Source organism: Mobiluncus sp., from assembly GCF_034180645.1.
In the GTDB taxonomy this organism is placed as follows: Bacteria; Actinomycetota; Actinomycetes; order Actinomycetales; family Actinomycetaceae; genus Mobiluncus.
Genome location: NZ_JAXFNY010000003.1, coordinates 121,378 through 136,660, shown reverse-complemented (window position 1 = coordinate 136,660; position 15,283 = coordinate 121,378). Strand labels below are relative to the sequence as shown.

The window sequence follows — 15,283 nt, the reverse complement described above, 5'->3', positions numbered from 1 at the left end:
TTCGAAACCTGCGTTCAGAGCCCAAGTTTTTCCAGGAGGCTTTTCACGTCACGAGCTGCCCCTTTGTCGGCTGATAGGGCGGTGGCGCCGTAGAGTTTCAGGGCATCGGAGACTTCACGGTCGCGGTGCGGCTGCCAGGGGTGTGGGCTTGCCTCCATCGCCTGGCGGCGCCGCGCGATTTCATCATCCGGCACATCCAGGGTGATTTCCTCGCGGTTTACATCGATGATGATTTTGTCCCCGTCCTCAATCAGGCCAATCAGCCCGCCCGCGGCCGCTTCGGGGGAAATGTGACCGATAGAAATCCCGGAAGTACCACCGGAGAATCGTCCATCAGTAATTAGCGCGCAGGTTTTGCCCAAGCCTCGGCCTTTCAGGAAAGACGTGGGATAGAGCATCTCTTGCATTCCCGGTCCGCCCGCGGGTCCTTCGTAGCGGATCACGACCACGTCCCCGGCCTGCACGGTCTTGTCGAGGATTTTTTCCACCGCTTCTTCCTGAGATTCCATCACGATAGCGCGGCCTTCAAAGTGGAACAGTTCGGGGTCAATGCCCGCCGCTTTTACGATGGCGCCGTCAGGAGCCAGGTTTCCGCGCAGCACGGTCAGCCCGCCTTTCGCCACGTAGGCGTGGGCCACGTCACGGATACAGCCCGCCGCCGCGTCCGTGTCCAGCGTGTCAAAGCGGGCAGTGGCGGAAAAGGCGTGAATGGTGCGCTGGTTGCCGGGCGCGGCGTGGAACAGGTCGAGAGCCTCCGTACTGGGTGCGCCGCCGCGCACGTCCCAGTCCGCCAGCCAGGTAGCCAGGTCGGGATAGCACACGGAGTGCACGTTTCTGTTCAGCAGTCCGGCGCGGTCGAGTTCGCCCAGCAGCGCCGGTACTCCCCCGGCCCGGTGGACGTCCTCCATGTGATAGTCGTTGTGGTTAGGTGCGACTTTTGCCAGGGTCGGCACGGTGCGTCCAATCTGGGCGATGTCGGCCAACGTAAAGTCGAGTTCGGCAGCTTGGGCGGCCGCCAGCAGGTGCAGCACCGTGTTCGAGGAACCGCCCATCGCCATATCCAGGCTCATTGCGTTGGCGAAAGCCTCCCGGGTCGCAATGGCGCGCGGCAGCACGGAGTCATCCTCGTCATCGTAGTAACGCTTTGCCAGAGCCACTACCAGCTGGCCGGCTCGCGCAAAAAGTCCGCGCCGCGCCACGTGGGTCGCCAGGGTGGAACCGTTGCCCGGGAGTGCCAGGCCCAGCGCTTCGGTCAGGCAGTTCATCGAGTTCGCGGTGAACATTCCCGAACAAGATCCGCAGGTCGGACAGGACAGTTCCTCGACTCGCTGCAGTTCCGCGTCGTCAATGTCGTCGTTGGCGGTAGCGTTCATAACCGTAATGAGGTTGCCCCGCCCGCCTTGTGACGGCCCGACAATGTCCTCGGCCGGAATGCCTTTGCCGGCTTCCATCGGGCCGCCCGAGACAAACACGGTGGGAATGTTGAGTTTCAACGCGGCGTTGAGCATTCCAGGAGTGATTTTGTCGCAGTTAGAGATGCACACCAGGGCATCAGCGGTGTGGGCGCGCACCATGTATTCCACCGAGTCGGTAATGATTTCACGGCTGGGCAGCGAATACAGCATGCCCCCGTGCCCCATCGCGATGCCGTCGTCGATGGCGATCGTGTTGAATTCGCGCGGCACACCCCCGGCCGCCCGGACCGCGTCGGAGACGACTTTGCCGACTTCCCGCAGGTGAATGTGCCCGGGCACAAATTCCGTGAACGAGTTGGCGATGGCGATAATCGGCTTGCCGAAATCCTCGTCGGTCATGCCGGTCGCCCGCCACAGGGACCGCGCCCCCGCCATATTCCGCCCGGTAGTGGACGTTGCACTGATAAGTTTGCGTGTCATTGGTCTCTCCTTCACGGGTCGGTCCCGTTTGACCCATTCTAATTCCCTTTCAATAGGTTCCCCCAACCGTGGAAAGGTGAGCTCACGTTCCCGGTCCGGTAGGGGAGCCTATTGAATAGGTAAAAATTGAAAAAAGCCCTATAAATTCCACACAAACTCCCTGATATCCCCGTAAATTGTAACAATGGATTTATATCCGTCAGTTTCTTAGATTAAGGAGTTTGAACTTTGGCAACACGAAAATTGTCAGGTATCGGCTTGAAAGTGGGCGTCGTCTCGACCGTCGCGGCAGTTATTGCGGTAATCCTTTTGGTTTATATGCTACTTGCAATGTTTGGCCTGAGCTCAACGGTGGTCCAGCAAAAAGTCGACACGGAACAACGTAAAACTGTACAGGAAGCCCGCATGGACTGGGCTTTGGCTCTGGCCGATATTACCGGCATGATGGACAAAGGAATTGCCCCCAGCTTGGAATCCGCTACGGCGAACCTGGATAAGGTCAAGGGAGACATCGACACTCTGAAGTCGATGGATTTGCCGAGCGAGACCATCAACGGTGACGAAGGTAAGACCTATGTGGAAACGGACTTGCTGAAGCAGCTGGATGCCAGCTACACCGCATTCCGTCCCAAGTTTGATGCCTTCGTGGCCGAGGTTGAGGCGGCACCGGCCGATCAGCAGACAGCCATTGCCTTGCCGTTCATTGACTATGCAGTCGTGGAAAGCGGCGAAGGCGAGGACAAGTTCCTGGGTCAGACCCGCTTGATGTTGGAAGGCTACACGGCGATGGCGGCCACGGATATTACCGACCTGGATAGTCAGGCCAATAAGGCGCTGATTATCGGCATCATCTTTACCGCGCTGTCCTCGATTATCCTGATTATCGTGCCCGGTCCGGTGGCCAAGCCAATCGCTCGCGGGTTGAAGTCCATGCAGGCAGATGTGGGCGATTACCAAAGCTTGAACTTCTTGAAGCGAATCAAGCGTCAATCCAATGACGAGATTGGCGACATGGCCGAGGACCTGGAAATCGCGTTTGCCAACGTGTCGAAGTCCTTGCATGACATCAAGTACAACCTTAAGAATGGCGCGGACGCGATTACAGAAGTGCTGGCTACCGCACAGGCTGGTGAAGCGATGGTCGGCAAGGGTCTTGACTTCATCAACAACGGTGCTGCGGCCGCCGAACAGGTGTCCTCGAACATTTCGACTGTGGCGGCGGGCGCCGAGGAAATGGGTGCCTCCATCCGCGAGATTTCCTCGAACGCCAACGAGGCTGCCAAGATTGCGGCCGAGGCGACCGAGGTGGCGGCCCGCACGAACGAGACCGTTGCCAAGCTGGGTGAATCGTCCCAGGAAATCGGCGCGGTGATCGAGACGATTACGGCCGTGGCTGAACAGACGAACCTGCTGGCTTTGAACGCGACCATCGAGGCCGCCCGCGCTGGCGAGGCCGGTCGTGGTTTCGCGGTCGTGGCCAGCGAGGTGAAAGACCTGGCGGCCGAAACGTCGACGGCGACCCAAGACGTGGCCGCGCGCATCGAACAGATCCAAAAGGACACCGAGGAAGCCGTGGCGGCCATTGAGGAAATCAGCGGCATCATTGCTTCCATCAACGACTACCAGACGACCATTGCCGCGGCTGTGGAGGAACAGACCGCGACCACGGCCGAGATGGCGCGTTCCGTCCAGGAGGCCTCTGACGGCTCGACCACCATTGCCGAGAACGTCAACGACATTGCCCGCAAAACCCGCGACCTGAGCGAGATTTACGAACAGGGTGGCCAGGTTGTACGCGGCATGGGCGCATCCATCAACGAGCTGCTGGGAGACTTTGACAGCATGAAGCTCAGAGAGTCCCGCGGGAAACAGGAGGTGGCCCAATGAGTGAAAACATGAAAGAAACCCCCGAAGAAATGACCCCCGTGGAGGAAACCGTGATGGAAGAAACGACACCGGCTCCGACACCCGCACCAGCGGCACCGGCCCCGGAAGGCGACCAGGGGAACCTATTGAAGGAAACAACGGCAGCACCGGCTGTAAAGGGTGCCTTGACCAACGTGGATTTGGATGCGAAGCCGAAGCCGACCTTCCATTTCCAGGTGAGCCTCATTTCCCTGGTGTCGGGCCTGGGTATGGTTTTGATGCTGTTCATGTTCCTGATCGGAGTGAGGGTATTCGACTCTTATCAGGAAACTTACGACACGGATAAGGTCAACGTGAACGCGGCTTGGTCCTTGCGTTACAACTTCAACTACATGCATTCGCTGGAATTGAACCTGGCGTTGCAGGCTCACAATGGCGCTGATCCCGCCCTGATTCAGCAGCTCGCCGACGGCGTTACGGCTCAGATGGGTGGCAAGAAAGCCCAAAAGCGTGTGAACGATCTGGACAACGTGACCGATCCTGCTTTGACGCCGATTTCCACAAACCTGAAGGAAATCGCGCAAAAGACCTTGGACGATATGGCTGCCGCCAATGAGCTGATTGTCAAGGGCGACATGGCCGGGGCGGATGCGATGCTGCCGGGCATTATGGAGTCCTTCGTGACCGTGGATACGGAAGCTAATAAGCTGCTGGAGGCCTCGCGCCAGGTCATGAACGAAAAGGGCGATATGGCTGACAAGGTCATGAAAACAATACCTGTGCTGACGATTATCGAGTTCCTGGTTGTTGTGGCACTCATGCTGTTCGTGGCCTTCCGCCTGATTGGCAAGACCAAGAAGCGCGTGAACTCGATTACCTCCACGATGCTGAAGTCGTCGCAGGGTGACTGGAGGGCGCGCGCCGAAGTTACCTCCCGCGATGAGCTGGGTCAGCTGGCGCAAGCCCTGAACAACGCCCAGGATACCGGCCAAGAGCACTTCGTTGGCTTCGGCAAGACCGCTGACGAGCTGGAGGAAAACACCAAGATGGTGGTTGGCGCCACCGTTGCGGCCCTGGATAGCATCAACGAGCTGGTGGCTCAGACTTCGGTCGTGTCCGGCGCGGCAGGCGATGTGTCCTCCTCGATCCAGACCGTGGCGGCGGGCGCCGAGGAAATGGGCGCCTCCATCCGCGAGATTTCCTCGAACGCGAACGAAGCGTCCCGCGTGGCTCAGGAAGCCACCCAGACAGCGGCTCGCACGAAGGAAACCGTGTCCGCCTTGGCGGTATCGTCGCGTGAGATTGGAGAAGTCGTCAAGACCATCACCGGGATTTCCGAGCAGACGAACCTGTTGGCTTTGAATGCGACCATCGAGGCCGCCCGCGCGGGTGACGCCGGTAAGGGCTTCGCGGTTGTGGCCGGCGAGGTCAAGGACTTGGCGGGCGAAACCGGCAAGGCCACGGACGAGATTTCGACCAAGATCTCGGCCATTCAGGAAGACACTGCCGGCGCGGTCGCGGCTATCGAGCGGATCACGGACATCATTAATCAGATTAATGATTACCAGTCCACCATCGCCGCCGCCGTCGAGGAGCAATCCGCGACGACGAACGAGATGTCGCACTCCGTCCAAGAGGCAGCGGAAGGCGCCAACTCGATTGCCGCCACCGTTGGCGAGTTCGAGCAGATGGCTGAGGAAATCCGCGAGAACGTCAGCAAGATCAGCGATAGGACTCAGATTGTGAGGGATGAGACGTCCAAGATGCAGGCGTCCGTCCACCGCTTCAGCTTCTGAGGCTTATTGACTAAGCGCAATCCCGGGTGGGTTCGTCCCGCCCGGGATTCGCTTTTAATTCAATAGTCTTCTTTGGTCGGGCGGGCATCGCTCGCGGGGTATTCTGTTTGGCGCTCCGGCGGCGCGATGCCCACAGGGCATCGCCTTTGCGCCGCCTTCGCCGTTTACGCGATGGCTCACGCGCTTTCGCGCTGCCATCGCGCACAAAGACCTAGGGGGGCAGAGCCCCCCTCACGTTTCGTTCCTAAAGGAACGAAACGCACACCCCCTAGTCTTTTTCTGAGCATCCCCGCCTTCGCTCAGCCCGCCCTTGCGCACAGGTAAAGTTGCGTTCCCGGGTGGGGCGCAGATGGCGGGATAGCGTATGCAAAAGCCTCAGGCTGAGACGCCGTGGACTTATTTCGGTGTGGGCTTTGCGGCGATTTGTTTGGCAACTAGAGCCCGAGGCGGTTGAGCATCTTCGGGTCTTTTTGCCATTCCTTGGCCGTGCGCACGTGCAGGTCCAGGAAGACGTGGTGGCCGATCAGCTCCTCGATTTGAGGGCGGGCGCGCATGCCGATGTCCTTCAGGCGGGCGCCTTTCTTACCAATCACGATGGATTTTTGGCTGTCGCGTTCGACAAACATATTGACGTGGATGTGCCAGGTCTCTTGGCCGTTTTTGCCCGGTTTCTTGATGATTTCCTCGACCTGAACCGCCAGGGAATGCGGCAGTTCCTGACCCAATCCCTCCAGCGCGGCCTCACGAATCAGCTCGGCCATCATGGCCGTGTCGTCTTCGTCCGTGTCCTGATCCCGCGGATACAGCGGCGGGGATTCCGGCATCAGCTCGCCCAGCAGGTCGATAAGTTCCTCGACCTGTTTGTTCTTGGCCGCGCTGACCGGGATGATGTCGGCGAAATCGTACAGCTCGGAAACGGCCAACAGTTGCGCGGCGGTTTGTTCCCGGCTGGCGGCGTCGGTTTTCGTGACGACCGCAATAGTGGGGTAGTGCGCGTTTTTCAGTTGGGTTTCGACAATGCGCCGGTCGCCGGGCCCAATAGGTTGGTCGGCGGGGACACAGAAAACCGCCACGTCGACTTCGGAAAACGCGTCCTCCACCATGTCGTTCAGCCGCTGCCCCAGTAGGGTGCGCGGTCGGTGAATGCCGGGGGTGTCAACCAAAACCAGTTGAAAATCCGGACGGTGCACGATGCCGCGCACCACGCGACGCGTGGTTTCCGGTCGGGCGGATGTGATGGCGATTTTGCGGCCAACCATGGCGTTTATCAGCGTGGATTTCCCCACGTTGGGCCGCCCTATGACGGCGGCGAACCCGGCACGAAAGTCCTCGGGCCAATCGCGGGTGAACAGCCCCGCCGACCCCGCCGCCAAGTCTGGCGACCCCTCGTCGCCCGCAGCATCCAACGCATCCATATCCGGAAAATTCACGCTCTCCATTGTGTAAATCCTACTGTATTTCGAGTGTTCTGTCCGTGACCGCTAATCCTCATCTAACACCGGCGGAACCACCCGGACCGAGATGGCCGAAACCTGGCGGCGGCGCCCTTCTGCCTCTACCGCTCGCAGTTCCAGTCCGTCCACCGATGCAAAAGCCCCCACCAGCGGCACCACCCCGACTGCTTTCGTCAACAGGCCACCCACGGTATCCACGTCCTCATCGTCAATCTCGGTGTCCAGCAAATCGTTGAGGTCGACCAGAGGAAACCGCGCCGGAACGATCCAACTGCCATCGGGCTGCAACTCAGGCTCTTTCTCGGCGTGGTCGTGTTCATCCGAGACTTCCCCGATAACCTGCTCGACCAGGTCCTCCAGGGTAACCAGCCCGGCGATGAGGCCATACTCGTCCACCAGTACTGCCATGTGGTAGCTGTTCTGTTGCATATCCCGCAAGGTGTCGTCGACCAGGTTCATCTCCGGGATGAACTTGGCTTCTCGCATGGCCTGTTCCGCGGTCATCTGGCGCGCGGCAGGATCGGAGTTGACGCGCCGTAATACATCTTTAAGGTATAGGATTCCGCGGATGTCGTCGGCATCTTCGCCTATGACCGGCACCCGGGAATAGCTGGAACGGACGAATAAAGTCAACGCCTTGTCCAGGGTCTTTTCGGACTCAATCGTGACCATATCTACGCGCGGCACCATGACTTCGCGTACCAAGGTTCGCCCCATTTCAAAAACGGACCAAATCATCTCGCGGTCCGCGTCCTCGATGGTGTCCGGCTCTCCCATCTGGTCCACCATTTCACGCAGGTCCTCGGCGACTTCATCGCGAGCTTCCTGGTCAGTCTGGCTCGATGGCCCCCGCGCGGTGCGCAGCAGCATCCCGAACGGTTTGCCCGCATTCCAGGCCGTCATCAGGAACGGTGCCAGGTAACGCACCGTCGTGTTCGGGTAGCGCCGCCCCAAACGGTTCCACGGCAAAGTCAATACCACCAGCAAAAACGTCCCTACAGCGACGACCAGAATCGCCACTAGCCACCAGCTGAGAGGTAGCTGCGACCCCAGCAGCGCCCCGCACCCCACCGCCGCGGTCGTCACGAAAGTACGGCAGGCGCGCAAGCTCGCGAGTACCAAACGCCGATTCTCGGCTAACTGAGAAATTTTGCGGGCATGTTTCGCGCCTTCTTCGGCTAAGTCTTCCGCCGAGGCGACACTCAGCCGCGACACGGCGCCTTCTCCCAGGCTCAGCGGTACCGCCAGCCCGAAAGACACTGTCGCGATGAGCGTGAGGACCGCACCAGCCACGTCGGAAAACTGCATGCGTACCCCTATCGATTCGCCAGGAAATTCAGCAGCAATTTGCGCTGCAAGGTAAACATGGCTTTTTCTTCTTCCGGTTCAGCGTGATCGAATCCCAGCAGGTGCAACAGTCCGTGTACCGTCAGCAGCAGCATTTCTTCAATAGGGGCATGTCCGGCATCGCGGGCCTGTTCAGCGGCAATGTCAGGGCACAGCACGATATCCCCCAGCACCCCGGCTTCGCTAGGCATCCCCTCGCGTCCCGGTGTCAACTCGTCCATCGGAAAGCTCAAGACGTCGGTGGGTCCTGGCAAATCCATCCACTTTACGTGCAGGTCAGTCATGGTTTTAATATCCACGAACATTATGTTGACCTCGGCGGCGGGAGATACATAGAGCTGTTCCAGGCAATAGGACACCAGGTCGACGAACTCGCTCATCTCCAGTTCCCACTCGGTTTCGTTATTGATTTCCACACTCATGGTTATTCCCTTCCATAGCTCTGGGGGCGGCGCGATACGGTTTGGCTTTCGTAGGAATCATAAGCGTTGATAATTTCTCCGACCAGCGAGTGACGCACCACATCTGCCGCACTCAAATAGCTGAACGCTATGTCGGGAACATCGCTGAGGATTTCGCTGACTTGTTTCAGCCCAGAGGGCTGCCGGGACGGCAGGTCTATCTGAGTGATGTCGCCGGTCACGACCATCTTGGAGCCAAAGCCCAAGCGGGTCAGGAACATCTTCATCTGTTCGCTGGTCGTGTTTTGTGCCTCGTCCAGGATGATGAAACTGCCGTTCAAGGTGCGTCCACGCATATACGCCAGGGCGGCGACCTCGATGGTGCCGTCGCTCATCATGCGGCTAATGGTGCCGGTATCCAGCATCTCCCGCAGGGCGTCATAGAGCGGGCGCAGGTAGGGGTCGATTTTATCCGTTAAGGTGCCGGGCAGAAATCCCAGGGTTTCTCCCGCTTCAACGGCCGGACGGGTCAAGATGAGTCGGGTCACTTCCCCTTCTAGCAACGCTTTTACGGCACGAGCCATCGCGAGGTAGGTTTTGCCGGTTCCGGCCGGTCCGATTGCAAAAGTGATGGTGTGGGAGTTGATGTCGTTAACGTAGCGGGCTTGGCCCTCCGTTTGGGGACGAATGACTTTTTCGCGGCTGACGAACACGGCCCGATACCGGGAGTCAGCAGCCCGGGTGGGCGGTTCCACCAGCGCGCGAGGGCCGGGGGCATGCCGGTTCGTTCGTAAACCATAATCCGATATATTTTGTTTTTTGGGGTGCGGCTTCGTGAACAGCGCCTGTACGGCTCGGGCAGCAGGCTCCAGGTCCGTGTCAGGGCCTTGAATGAAAATCTGGTTCCCGGACACCCAAAAGTTGAGAGTGGGGAAGTCATTTTCCCATCGGTGCAGGTTGGCATCGTTGACCCCGAGGACTTCAATCATCGGGATTTCGTCAGGGACCTCAACAGCAGCGCGTTTCTGGGACATGGTCACCTACTCTCCGTATCCCGCCAAGAGCCCAACCAGGATTGAATGACGGCCAGCGCGGCGGGACCGGCGGAAGAACAGCGCAACACAGTCGGACCTAGCAACGCCGGACGCGCCCCCGCTTCTACGAAAGCCGCCAGCTCGGGTCCCGTAATCCCGCCTTCTGGCCCCACAATCACCACGATTTCACCGGGGGTTTGTCCCGGCTGTGCCAAGGGAACCAGCATATCAGCCAGATGTTCCTCGGCGACCTCGTGCAGGACGAAAACCGCGGCCCCACCGCGCACCATCGCCTCAACCTCAGAGAAAACCGTTTTCACCACAGGACGAGCCCACCGCGCTTCTGACCCGTGCTGTCCCGGGGAAATATCCACGCCGCTTTCCAGGTACTCCGACACTTCCGCCAGCCTCGCCTGACGCGACTGCTTCATCGCAGAAACCGCTAGGTTTCGCCACTTTTCCCGCCCTTTGGCACGTTTTGGCACGGTATCCCAGCGGGAGACCGAACGCGTGGCTCCCCAGGGGATGACTCGCCATGCCCCCATTTCAACCGCCGATTCCAGCGCCTGCATATCGCGTTTTTCCTTGGCTAACGCCTGAATCAGGGTGATGCGCAGAGCCGGTTCCGGATCCGAAACCGCGTCCTCAATGAGCCGCAACTGCAACCCCGAGTTCGCCGCCGCGATGACTTCCGCCCCGGCACACCGGCCCAACCCGTCGACGACATCAACAACCTCACCCAACCGCAGCCGCTTGACCGTGGCATGATGCGCCTCCGCGCCGCCTATGGAAACTTCCTCGCCCTCGCGATAACCGTCCAAACCCGTAAAATTCGCGGCCAGCGAACCGCCAGTTTCCCCAGCGGTTTCACCGGAAAACCAAAACACTTGCCGGGTCATTGCCGACCCTTACGGTGTGCTCCGCCAGTGTTGCCAGACGAGCTCTCGGTGGGAGCCGGGGATTCCTCGCCGCGCAGCCGCGCCAGTTCGCGGAGCAGCTCGCGCTGACGCTGGTCCAGGCCGGTGGGAACTTCGACATTGAGGTGTACATACAGGTCGCCGCGACCCTGGCGGCGCAGCCGACCGACCCCCAGACCCTTCATGACGATGACCGACTCGGGCTGAGAGCCGGCATCGACATTGATTTTCTTGGTTCCATCGAGGGTTTCCAGGGAAAACTCCATCCCCAGCGCCGCCGCGGTCATAGGAATTCGCAAGGAAGTGTGCAGGTCGTCGCCGCGACGCTGCAGAACTTCGTGGGGTAGCTCGTGAATCTCGACATACAAGTCGCCCGCCGCGCCCCCGGCAGGTCCCGCCTCGCCCTCGCCGGACAAGCGAATTCGGGTTCCGTTTTCTACCCCGGGGGGGATTTCCACCTTGATGTTACGCGTGGCGCGCACCCGGCCTTCCCCGGAGCAATCCGTACAAGGGCGCTCGATGATGGTGCCGTGGCCCTTGCAGGTCCCGCACGGGGCGGTCGTCATGACCTGGCCCAGGAAAGACCGCGCCATGCGTTGCACGGAACCGGTCCCGCCGCAGGTAGAACAGGTTTTCGGGCGAGTCCCGACCGCACAGCAGCTGCCTTTGCAGGTCTTGCACTTCACGAAGGTGTTAATCTTTATTTCCCGCTCGGTGCCGAACGTGACGTCTTTCAGCTCCACGTCAATCGTGGTCAAGATGTCTTGGCCGCGTCCGCCGCGCGGCGTGGGGCCGCTGGTTGATGATGCGGCGCTAAAGAATTCGTTGAGAATATCGGCAAAACCAAATCCGGCGGCGTTCGCCCCGTTGAATCCGCTGAAGCCGCCCGAGCCGAACCCGGAACCGCCCAGGTCGTATTGTTGGCGTTTCTCCGGGTTACCCAGCACGTCATAGGCGGCACTGACTTCTTTGAATTCTTCCTCGTGTTCGGGACCAGCCACGTCAGGGTGCAATTTGCGCGCCAACTTGCGGTAGGCGTTCTTAATTTCGTCCTGCGTAGCGTTACGGCTCACACCGAGGGTTTCATAGTAGTCGCTCAAGGTTTTTCTTTCCTATTTGTCTCATTTGTCTGGCCGAGTCTCCCGGTCGTTTCCCCGGGTGGCTCTGGATTTACTGGTTTAAGATTCGTGACAGGTACCTCGCCACCGCCCGCACCGAACTCATCGAGCCGGGATAGTCCATACGGGTGGGTCCGATGACTCCCACATGGGCTTGACCGGCACCGGCCGGAGCGTAGCTGGAGGATACGATGGCGGTTTCTTTCAGCACCTCGTGGCCGGATTCCTCACCGATAATGACGTTTACCGGCTCGGCTTCGCGCATTTCACCGAATAGTTTCAGCAGCACGACCTGTTCTTCCAACGCTTCCACCAGGGCGGTCAGGGTTTCGGTAAACGCCCCGGAACGCGACAGGTTCGCCATTCCCGCCATCACAATCCGCGTCTCGGCCGCGCCTTGTTCCAGGGCGGCGGCAATGTTTTGCGCCAAGATGGTGGCGTTTTCCCGCAGGGCTTGATTGCCCACGGTCGCCAGCCATTCCTGCAAAGCCGCCCGTTGCGCAGGAATATCTGACTGGGAAAACACCGCGGTGAGCGGGGTGCCGATAGAACTGAGATCTGACTCGCTGACCTCGTGGGGCAGACTCACCAGAATCTGATCCACCCGCCCGGTTTCGGAAATAATGATGGCCAGCACTTTGCAGTCCGGCCCCGCCCCCAACCGCACCAGTTCCAGGTGCCGCAGCCCGGAGGGGTTGAACGCCGGGAACTCCACCACTGCCGTCTGGTGCGTCATCTGGGCCAAGAGGCGCACGGTGCGTTCCATCACGTCCTCCAGCCCCACCGCAGAGGTAAAGAATTCGGTAATGGCCTTTCTCTCCGGGGCGGAAAGCGGCTTGATAGCCTCAATTTGGTCCACGAAGTAGCGGTATCCCTTGTCGGTGGGGATACGTCCGGCCGATGTGTGGGGCTGGCGAATCAGTCCTTCTTCCTCCAGCTGGGCCATGTCGTTGCGGATAGTCGCCGCGGAAACTCCCAGCGAGTGCCGCTCTACCAGGGACATTGAGCCGACCGGTTCTTGGGTTTCGACATAGTCGGAAACGATGGCCCGCAGCACCCCGAGACGTCGATTCGCCGCCTTGTCTGCCATCGTTCCTCCTGTTCCTATCCCTGAGATTGCCCAACCGTTAGCTTCCCGGCTAACCCGCGTTAGCACTCACAACCTCCGATTGCTAATCTTACCCCGCTTCGGCGCAAAACTCCCACCGCACGCCCCAAAAGACCGGCAAGCCTCGCGGTTTTCCCCGCGCTTGTCCACACTTGCCCCCCTTTGTCCTTGTAAAATCTAAACATGAGCCCAGATTTTTCATCTTCCTCACGTCCTATACCGAGTGCGTCCCGTCCCGCAGCAAGCCAACAGAACGAAGCGAACGAGACCCCTTCGGCCAGTTCTCCTGCTGTCAGTTCCGCTGATGCCGCGACCTCATCGCAAAACGTCTGGTTGAACTACACCGGGCTGGCCATGATGGTTCTGTCGGCGCTGGCTGCAGTTTTGGCCATTATTCACGGCGTGACCCGCTGGGCCCATTTGGGAAAGGGCGGGCTGTTTCTGGCTGCTCCGGAAACCTGGTTGAACCATCAGAATTCGCCGGCTTTAAAGCTCATGTTGGCGGTGGAACAGTACGCGGCGGTGCTGGCGGTATGGGCGGCTGTGGCCGCAATTATTGGGGCTTATCTGGCCTGGGGATTGCCCCACCTGGCTTTTTCGGGCGCGCAGCCCCGATTCAGTGTGCTCCTGGAATCGCTGGCCACGATACTGTTTTCCCTGGTCATCCTATTCCTCGGCGGTTACGCCTGCTTTGTGTCGGGTGGGCAGCCGCTGATGATTGTCGGGATTCCCCTGGCTATTCAATTCATTCCAATACTGATTTTAGGTATAACTTTATTGGTCTTGGGGATTCGTTCGCTAGTCCTCCTGCTGAAGGCACTTTCCGATGATTCCGTCAGCTTGCCTTCACCTCGGCCGGTAATGAGCACTCGACCCAGCCAGACAACCCGAACCACCACGAAACCAAAACCTTCGGCACGGACTGCGGCAAAATCTGCAGCAAAGACCGCGGCGAAAAACGCGGGAGCTTCCCGCGGCACGCAACCTGCCCCGCAGCGCTTGAAAGTCACCTCCGTGAAACCGGGGACTACCGGAAAGCCCACTATCGTCCCCAAAGGGAAAACCCCGCGGAAAGGAGGCACCAAATGACCGGAACTATTGCCGCCCTGATTGTCATCATCCTGGCTGCGGTCCTGCTGCTGGCCCGGGTGCCCGTCATTTTTGCCCTTGGCCTGCCGTCTCTGGTCGGCACCCTCATCGTTACCGCAAGCCCTGACTCACTGCTTTCGGCCAGTTTGAGCGTGGTCACGCCCTTCGCTAACTTCAATTTTGTGGGCCTCATCATCTGGGGCGGCGTGGCCGGAACTCTCATAGAGTCCGGGCTGATGGAGAAGTATTTCACCGCCCTGCACATCGTCTGCGGACGCCAAGTCACCCAGGCTCGGCGCGAGGCTTGGCGCAACTCGATTCAAGGACTGCCGATGACTACGGTGGCTCTGCTGATTACGGCCGGAACTATCGTCTATGCTGACAACCATTTCCTGTTGTTCCAGATGCTGTTGGTGCTGATACCGACGGCGTTGCTGGCCGGGAGCGCGGCGGTATTCTCAGCTCCAAAAATCAGCCAGATGACCCTTAAGAAAATGCGTTCCACGGACGGGGAATCCTGGAAGACGACCGCCAAAGCGACCGCGGAGGTCTCGGAGGACGGCTCTACCCGCCGTTCGTCCTCACGCGCCCAATCCTTGCGTCAACTCATATTTCCGATTGTGATGGTTGTGGTTACTTTCTTGCTGCTGCTGATTTCGCCGTGGGGAATCGTGGAGCTGGGCGCTGTGGTCTGGGTTGCAGTACTGGTCGCGGCCTTTCTGAGCGCGCCTCGTCCGCACTGGCTACAGGACGCCGGAGTGCGGACGCTGCTGATTGTCGCTTACGTGGCTTCGACCGTAGCCGGAGCCTGGTGGCTGGCGGGATTCCTGAAAGTCGCCCTGCCGGCTCCCCGCAACTTCCTGGCCGGAGGCGGGGCCTCCATGATGATACTGCTGGCTTTTACCCTGGTCCTGTCCATAGTGGCCGGGGAAATCATTGGTTCCGAAGCGGGGGCGACCCTGGCTGTAGGGGTGACGGCGCCATTCCTGCTGGTGGCTTTTGATGCGGACGCGGCTATGCGAACGGCCTCCGCCATCCTGACTTCCCTGTTGGTGGCCACGGCCATCCTGGGCGGGATTCTGGCCCGCATTTTGCCGCCTCACAACTCGCCGTTCCCACTCACTCCCTCTCCCCTCACCAAGGACTAAACGCTCGGCTACAACGCGTACTCGTCTACAGCGCACGCTCGGCTACCACACGAAACCGGGAGCGAACCAACTACCAGCATTCCGGTCTTGTGACCCCTAATGATGGCAAA

The 15,283-nt window shown here is 59.7% G+C and carries 12 protein-coding genes; 4 read left to right on the top strand and 8 right to left on the bottom strand.

Features of this window, described 5'->3' with window-relative positions:
• Nucleotides 1-14: 14 nt before the first annotated feature.
• Entirely contained in the window at nt 15-1,895 is a 1,881-nt protein-coding gene (gene ilvD / locus SPI05_RS00965) for a dihydroxy-acid dehydratase (protein ID WP_321075304.1), read from the bottom strand.
• A gap of 318 nt (nt 1,896-2,213) precedes the next feature.
• Between ilvD and SPI05_RS00960 the strand changes: the two genes are divergently transcribed.
• Nucleotides 2,214-3,782 (top strand): methyl-accepting chemotaxis protein, encoded by a 1,569-nt coding sequence (locus SPI05_RS00960; RefSeq protein WP_321075351.1) that lies wholly within the window; start codon nt 2,214-2,216, stop codon nt 3,780-3,782.
• Entirely contained in the window at nt 3,779-5,557 is a 1,779-nt protein-coding gene (locus SPI05_RS00955; RefSeq protein ID WP_321075302.1) for a methyl-accepting chemotaxis protein, read from the top strand. The genes SPI05_RS00960 and SPI05_RS00955 overlap by 4 nt, the downstream gene beginning before the upstream one ends.
• Before the next feature lie 434 nt (nt 5,558-5,991).
• On the opposite strand, the gene era is transcribed toward SPI05_RS00955, so the two are convergent.
• The 7 genes from era to hrcA all read right to left on the bottom strand — a co-directional run bounded on the left by era (nt 5,992) and on the right by hrcA (nt 12,918).
• On the bottom strand, nt 5,992-6,996 hold the full coding sequence (gene era, locus SPI05_RS00950; RefSeq protein WP_321075300.1) for a GTPase Era: 1,005 nt from the start codon (nt 6,994-6,996) through the stop codon (nt 5,992-5,994).
• A gap of 42 nt (nt 6,997-7,038) precedes the next feature.
• Complete coding sequence (locus SPI05_RS00945; RefSeq protein ID WP_321075298.1) at nt 7,039-8,319, bottom strand: hemolysin family protein; 1,281 nt, start codon at nt 8,317-8,319, stop codon at nt 7,039-7,041.
• Between the two features lie 8 nt (nt 8,320-8,327).
• A complete protein-coding gene (gene ybeY / locus SPI05_RS00940) occupies nt 8,328-8,780 on the bottom strand; it encodes an rRNA maturation RNase YbeY (RefSeq protein WP_321075297.1) in 453 nt (150 codons plus the stop codon).
• A 2-nt stretch (nt 8,781-8,782) separates the two neighbouring features.
• Nucleotides 8,783-9,793 carry a PhoH family protein gene (locus tag SPI05_RS00935; RefSeq protein ID WP_321075295.1) on the bottom strand — a complete coding sequence of 337 codons (1,011 nt, stop codon included), beginning with the start codon at nt 9,791-9,793 and terminating at the stop codon, nt 8,783-8,785.
• Nucleotides 9,794-9,795: 2 nt separating this feature from the next.
• Entirely contained in the window at nt 9,796-10,692 is an 897-nt protein-coding gene (locus SPI05_RS00930; protein ID WP_321075293.1) for an RsmE family RNA methyltransferase, read from the bottom strand.
• Nucleotides 10,689-11,810: a molecular chaperone DnaJ gene (gene dnaJ / locus SPI05_RS00925; protein ID WP_321075291.1), complete on the bottom strand. Its 1,122-nt coding sequence runs from the start codon at nt 11,808-11,810 to the stop codon at nt 10,689-10,691. Before dnaJ ends, SPI05_RS00930 begins: the two co-directional genes overlap by 4 nt.
• 70 nt (nt 11,811-11,880) lie before the next feature.
• A complete protein-coding gene (gene hrcA / locus SPI05_RS00920) occupies nt 11,881-12,918 on the bottom strand; it encodes a heat-inducible transcriptional repressor HrcA (protein WP_321075290.1) in 1,038 nt (345 codons plus the stop codon).
• A gap of 201 nt (nt 12,919-13,119) precedes the next feature.
• Between hrcA and SPI05_RS00915 the strand changes: the two genes are divergently transcribed.
• Together SPI05_RS00915 and SPI05_RS00910 are read left to right on the top strand one after the other, a co-directional pair.
• The gene (locus SPI05_RS00915) at nt 13,120-14,025 is read left to right on the top strand and encodes a hypothetical protein (RefSeq protein WP_321075288.1); all 906 of its coding nucleotides are present in this window, start codon (nt 13,120-13,122) and stop codon (nt 14,023-14,025) included.
• A complete protein-coding gene (locus SPI05_RS00910) occupies nt 14,022-15,173 on the top strand; it encodes a hypothetical protein (protein WP_321075286.1) in 1,152 nt (383 codons plus the stop codon). Before SPI05_RS00915 ends, SPI05_RS00910 begins: the two co-directional genes overlap by 4 nt.
• Nucleotides 15,174-15,283: the final 110 nt, after the last annotated feature.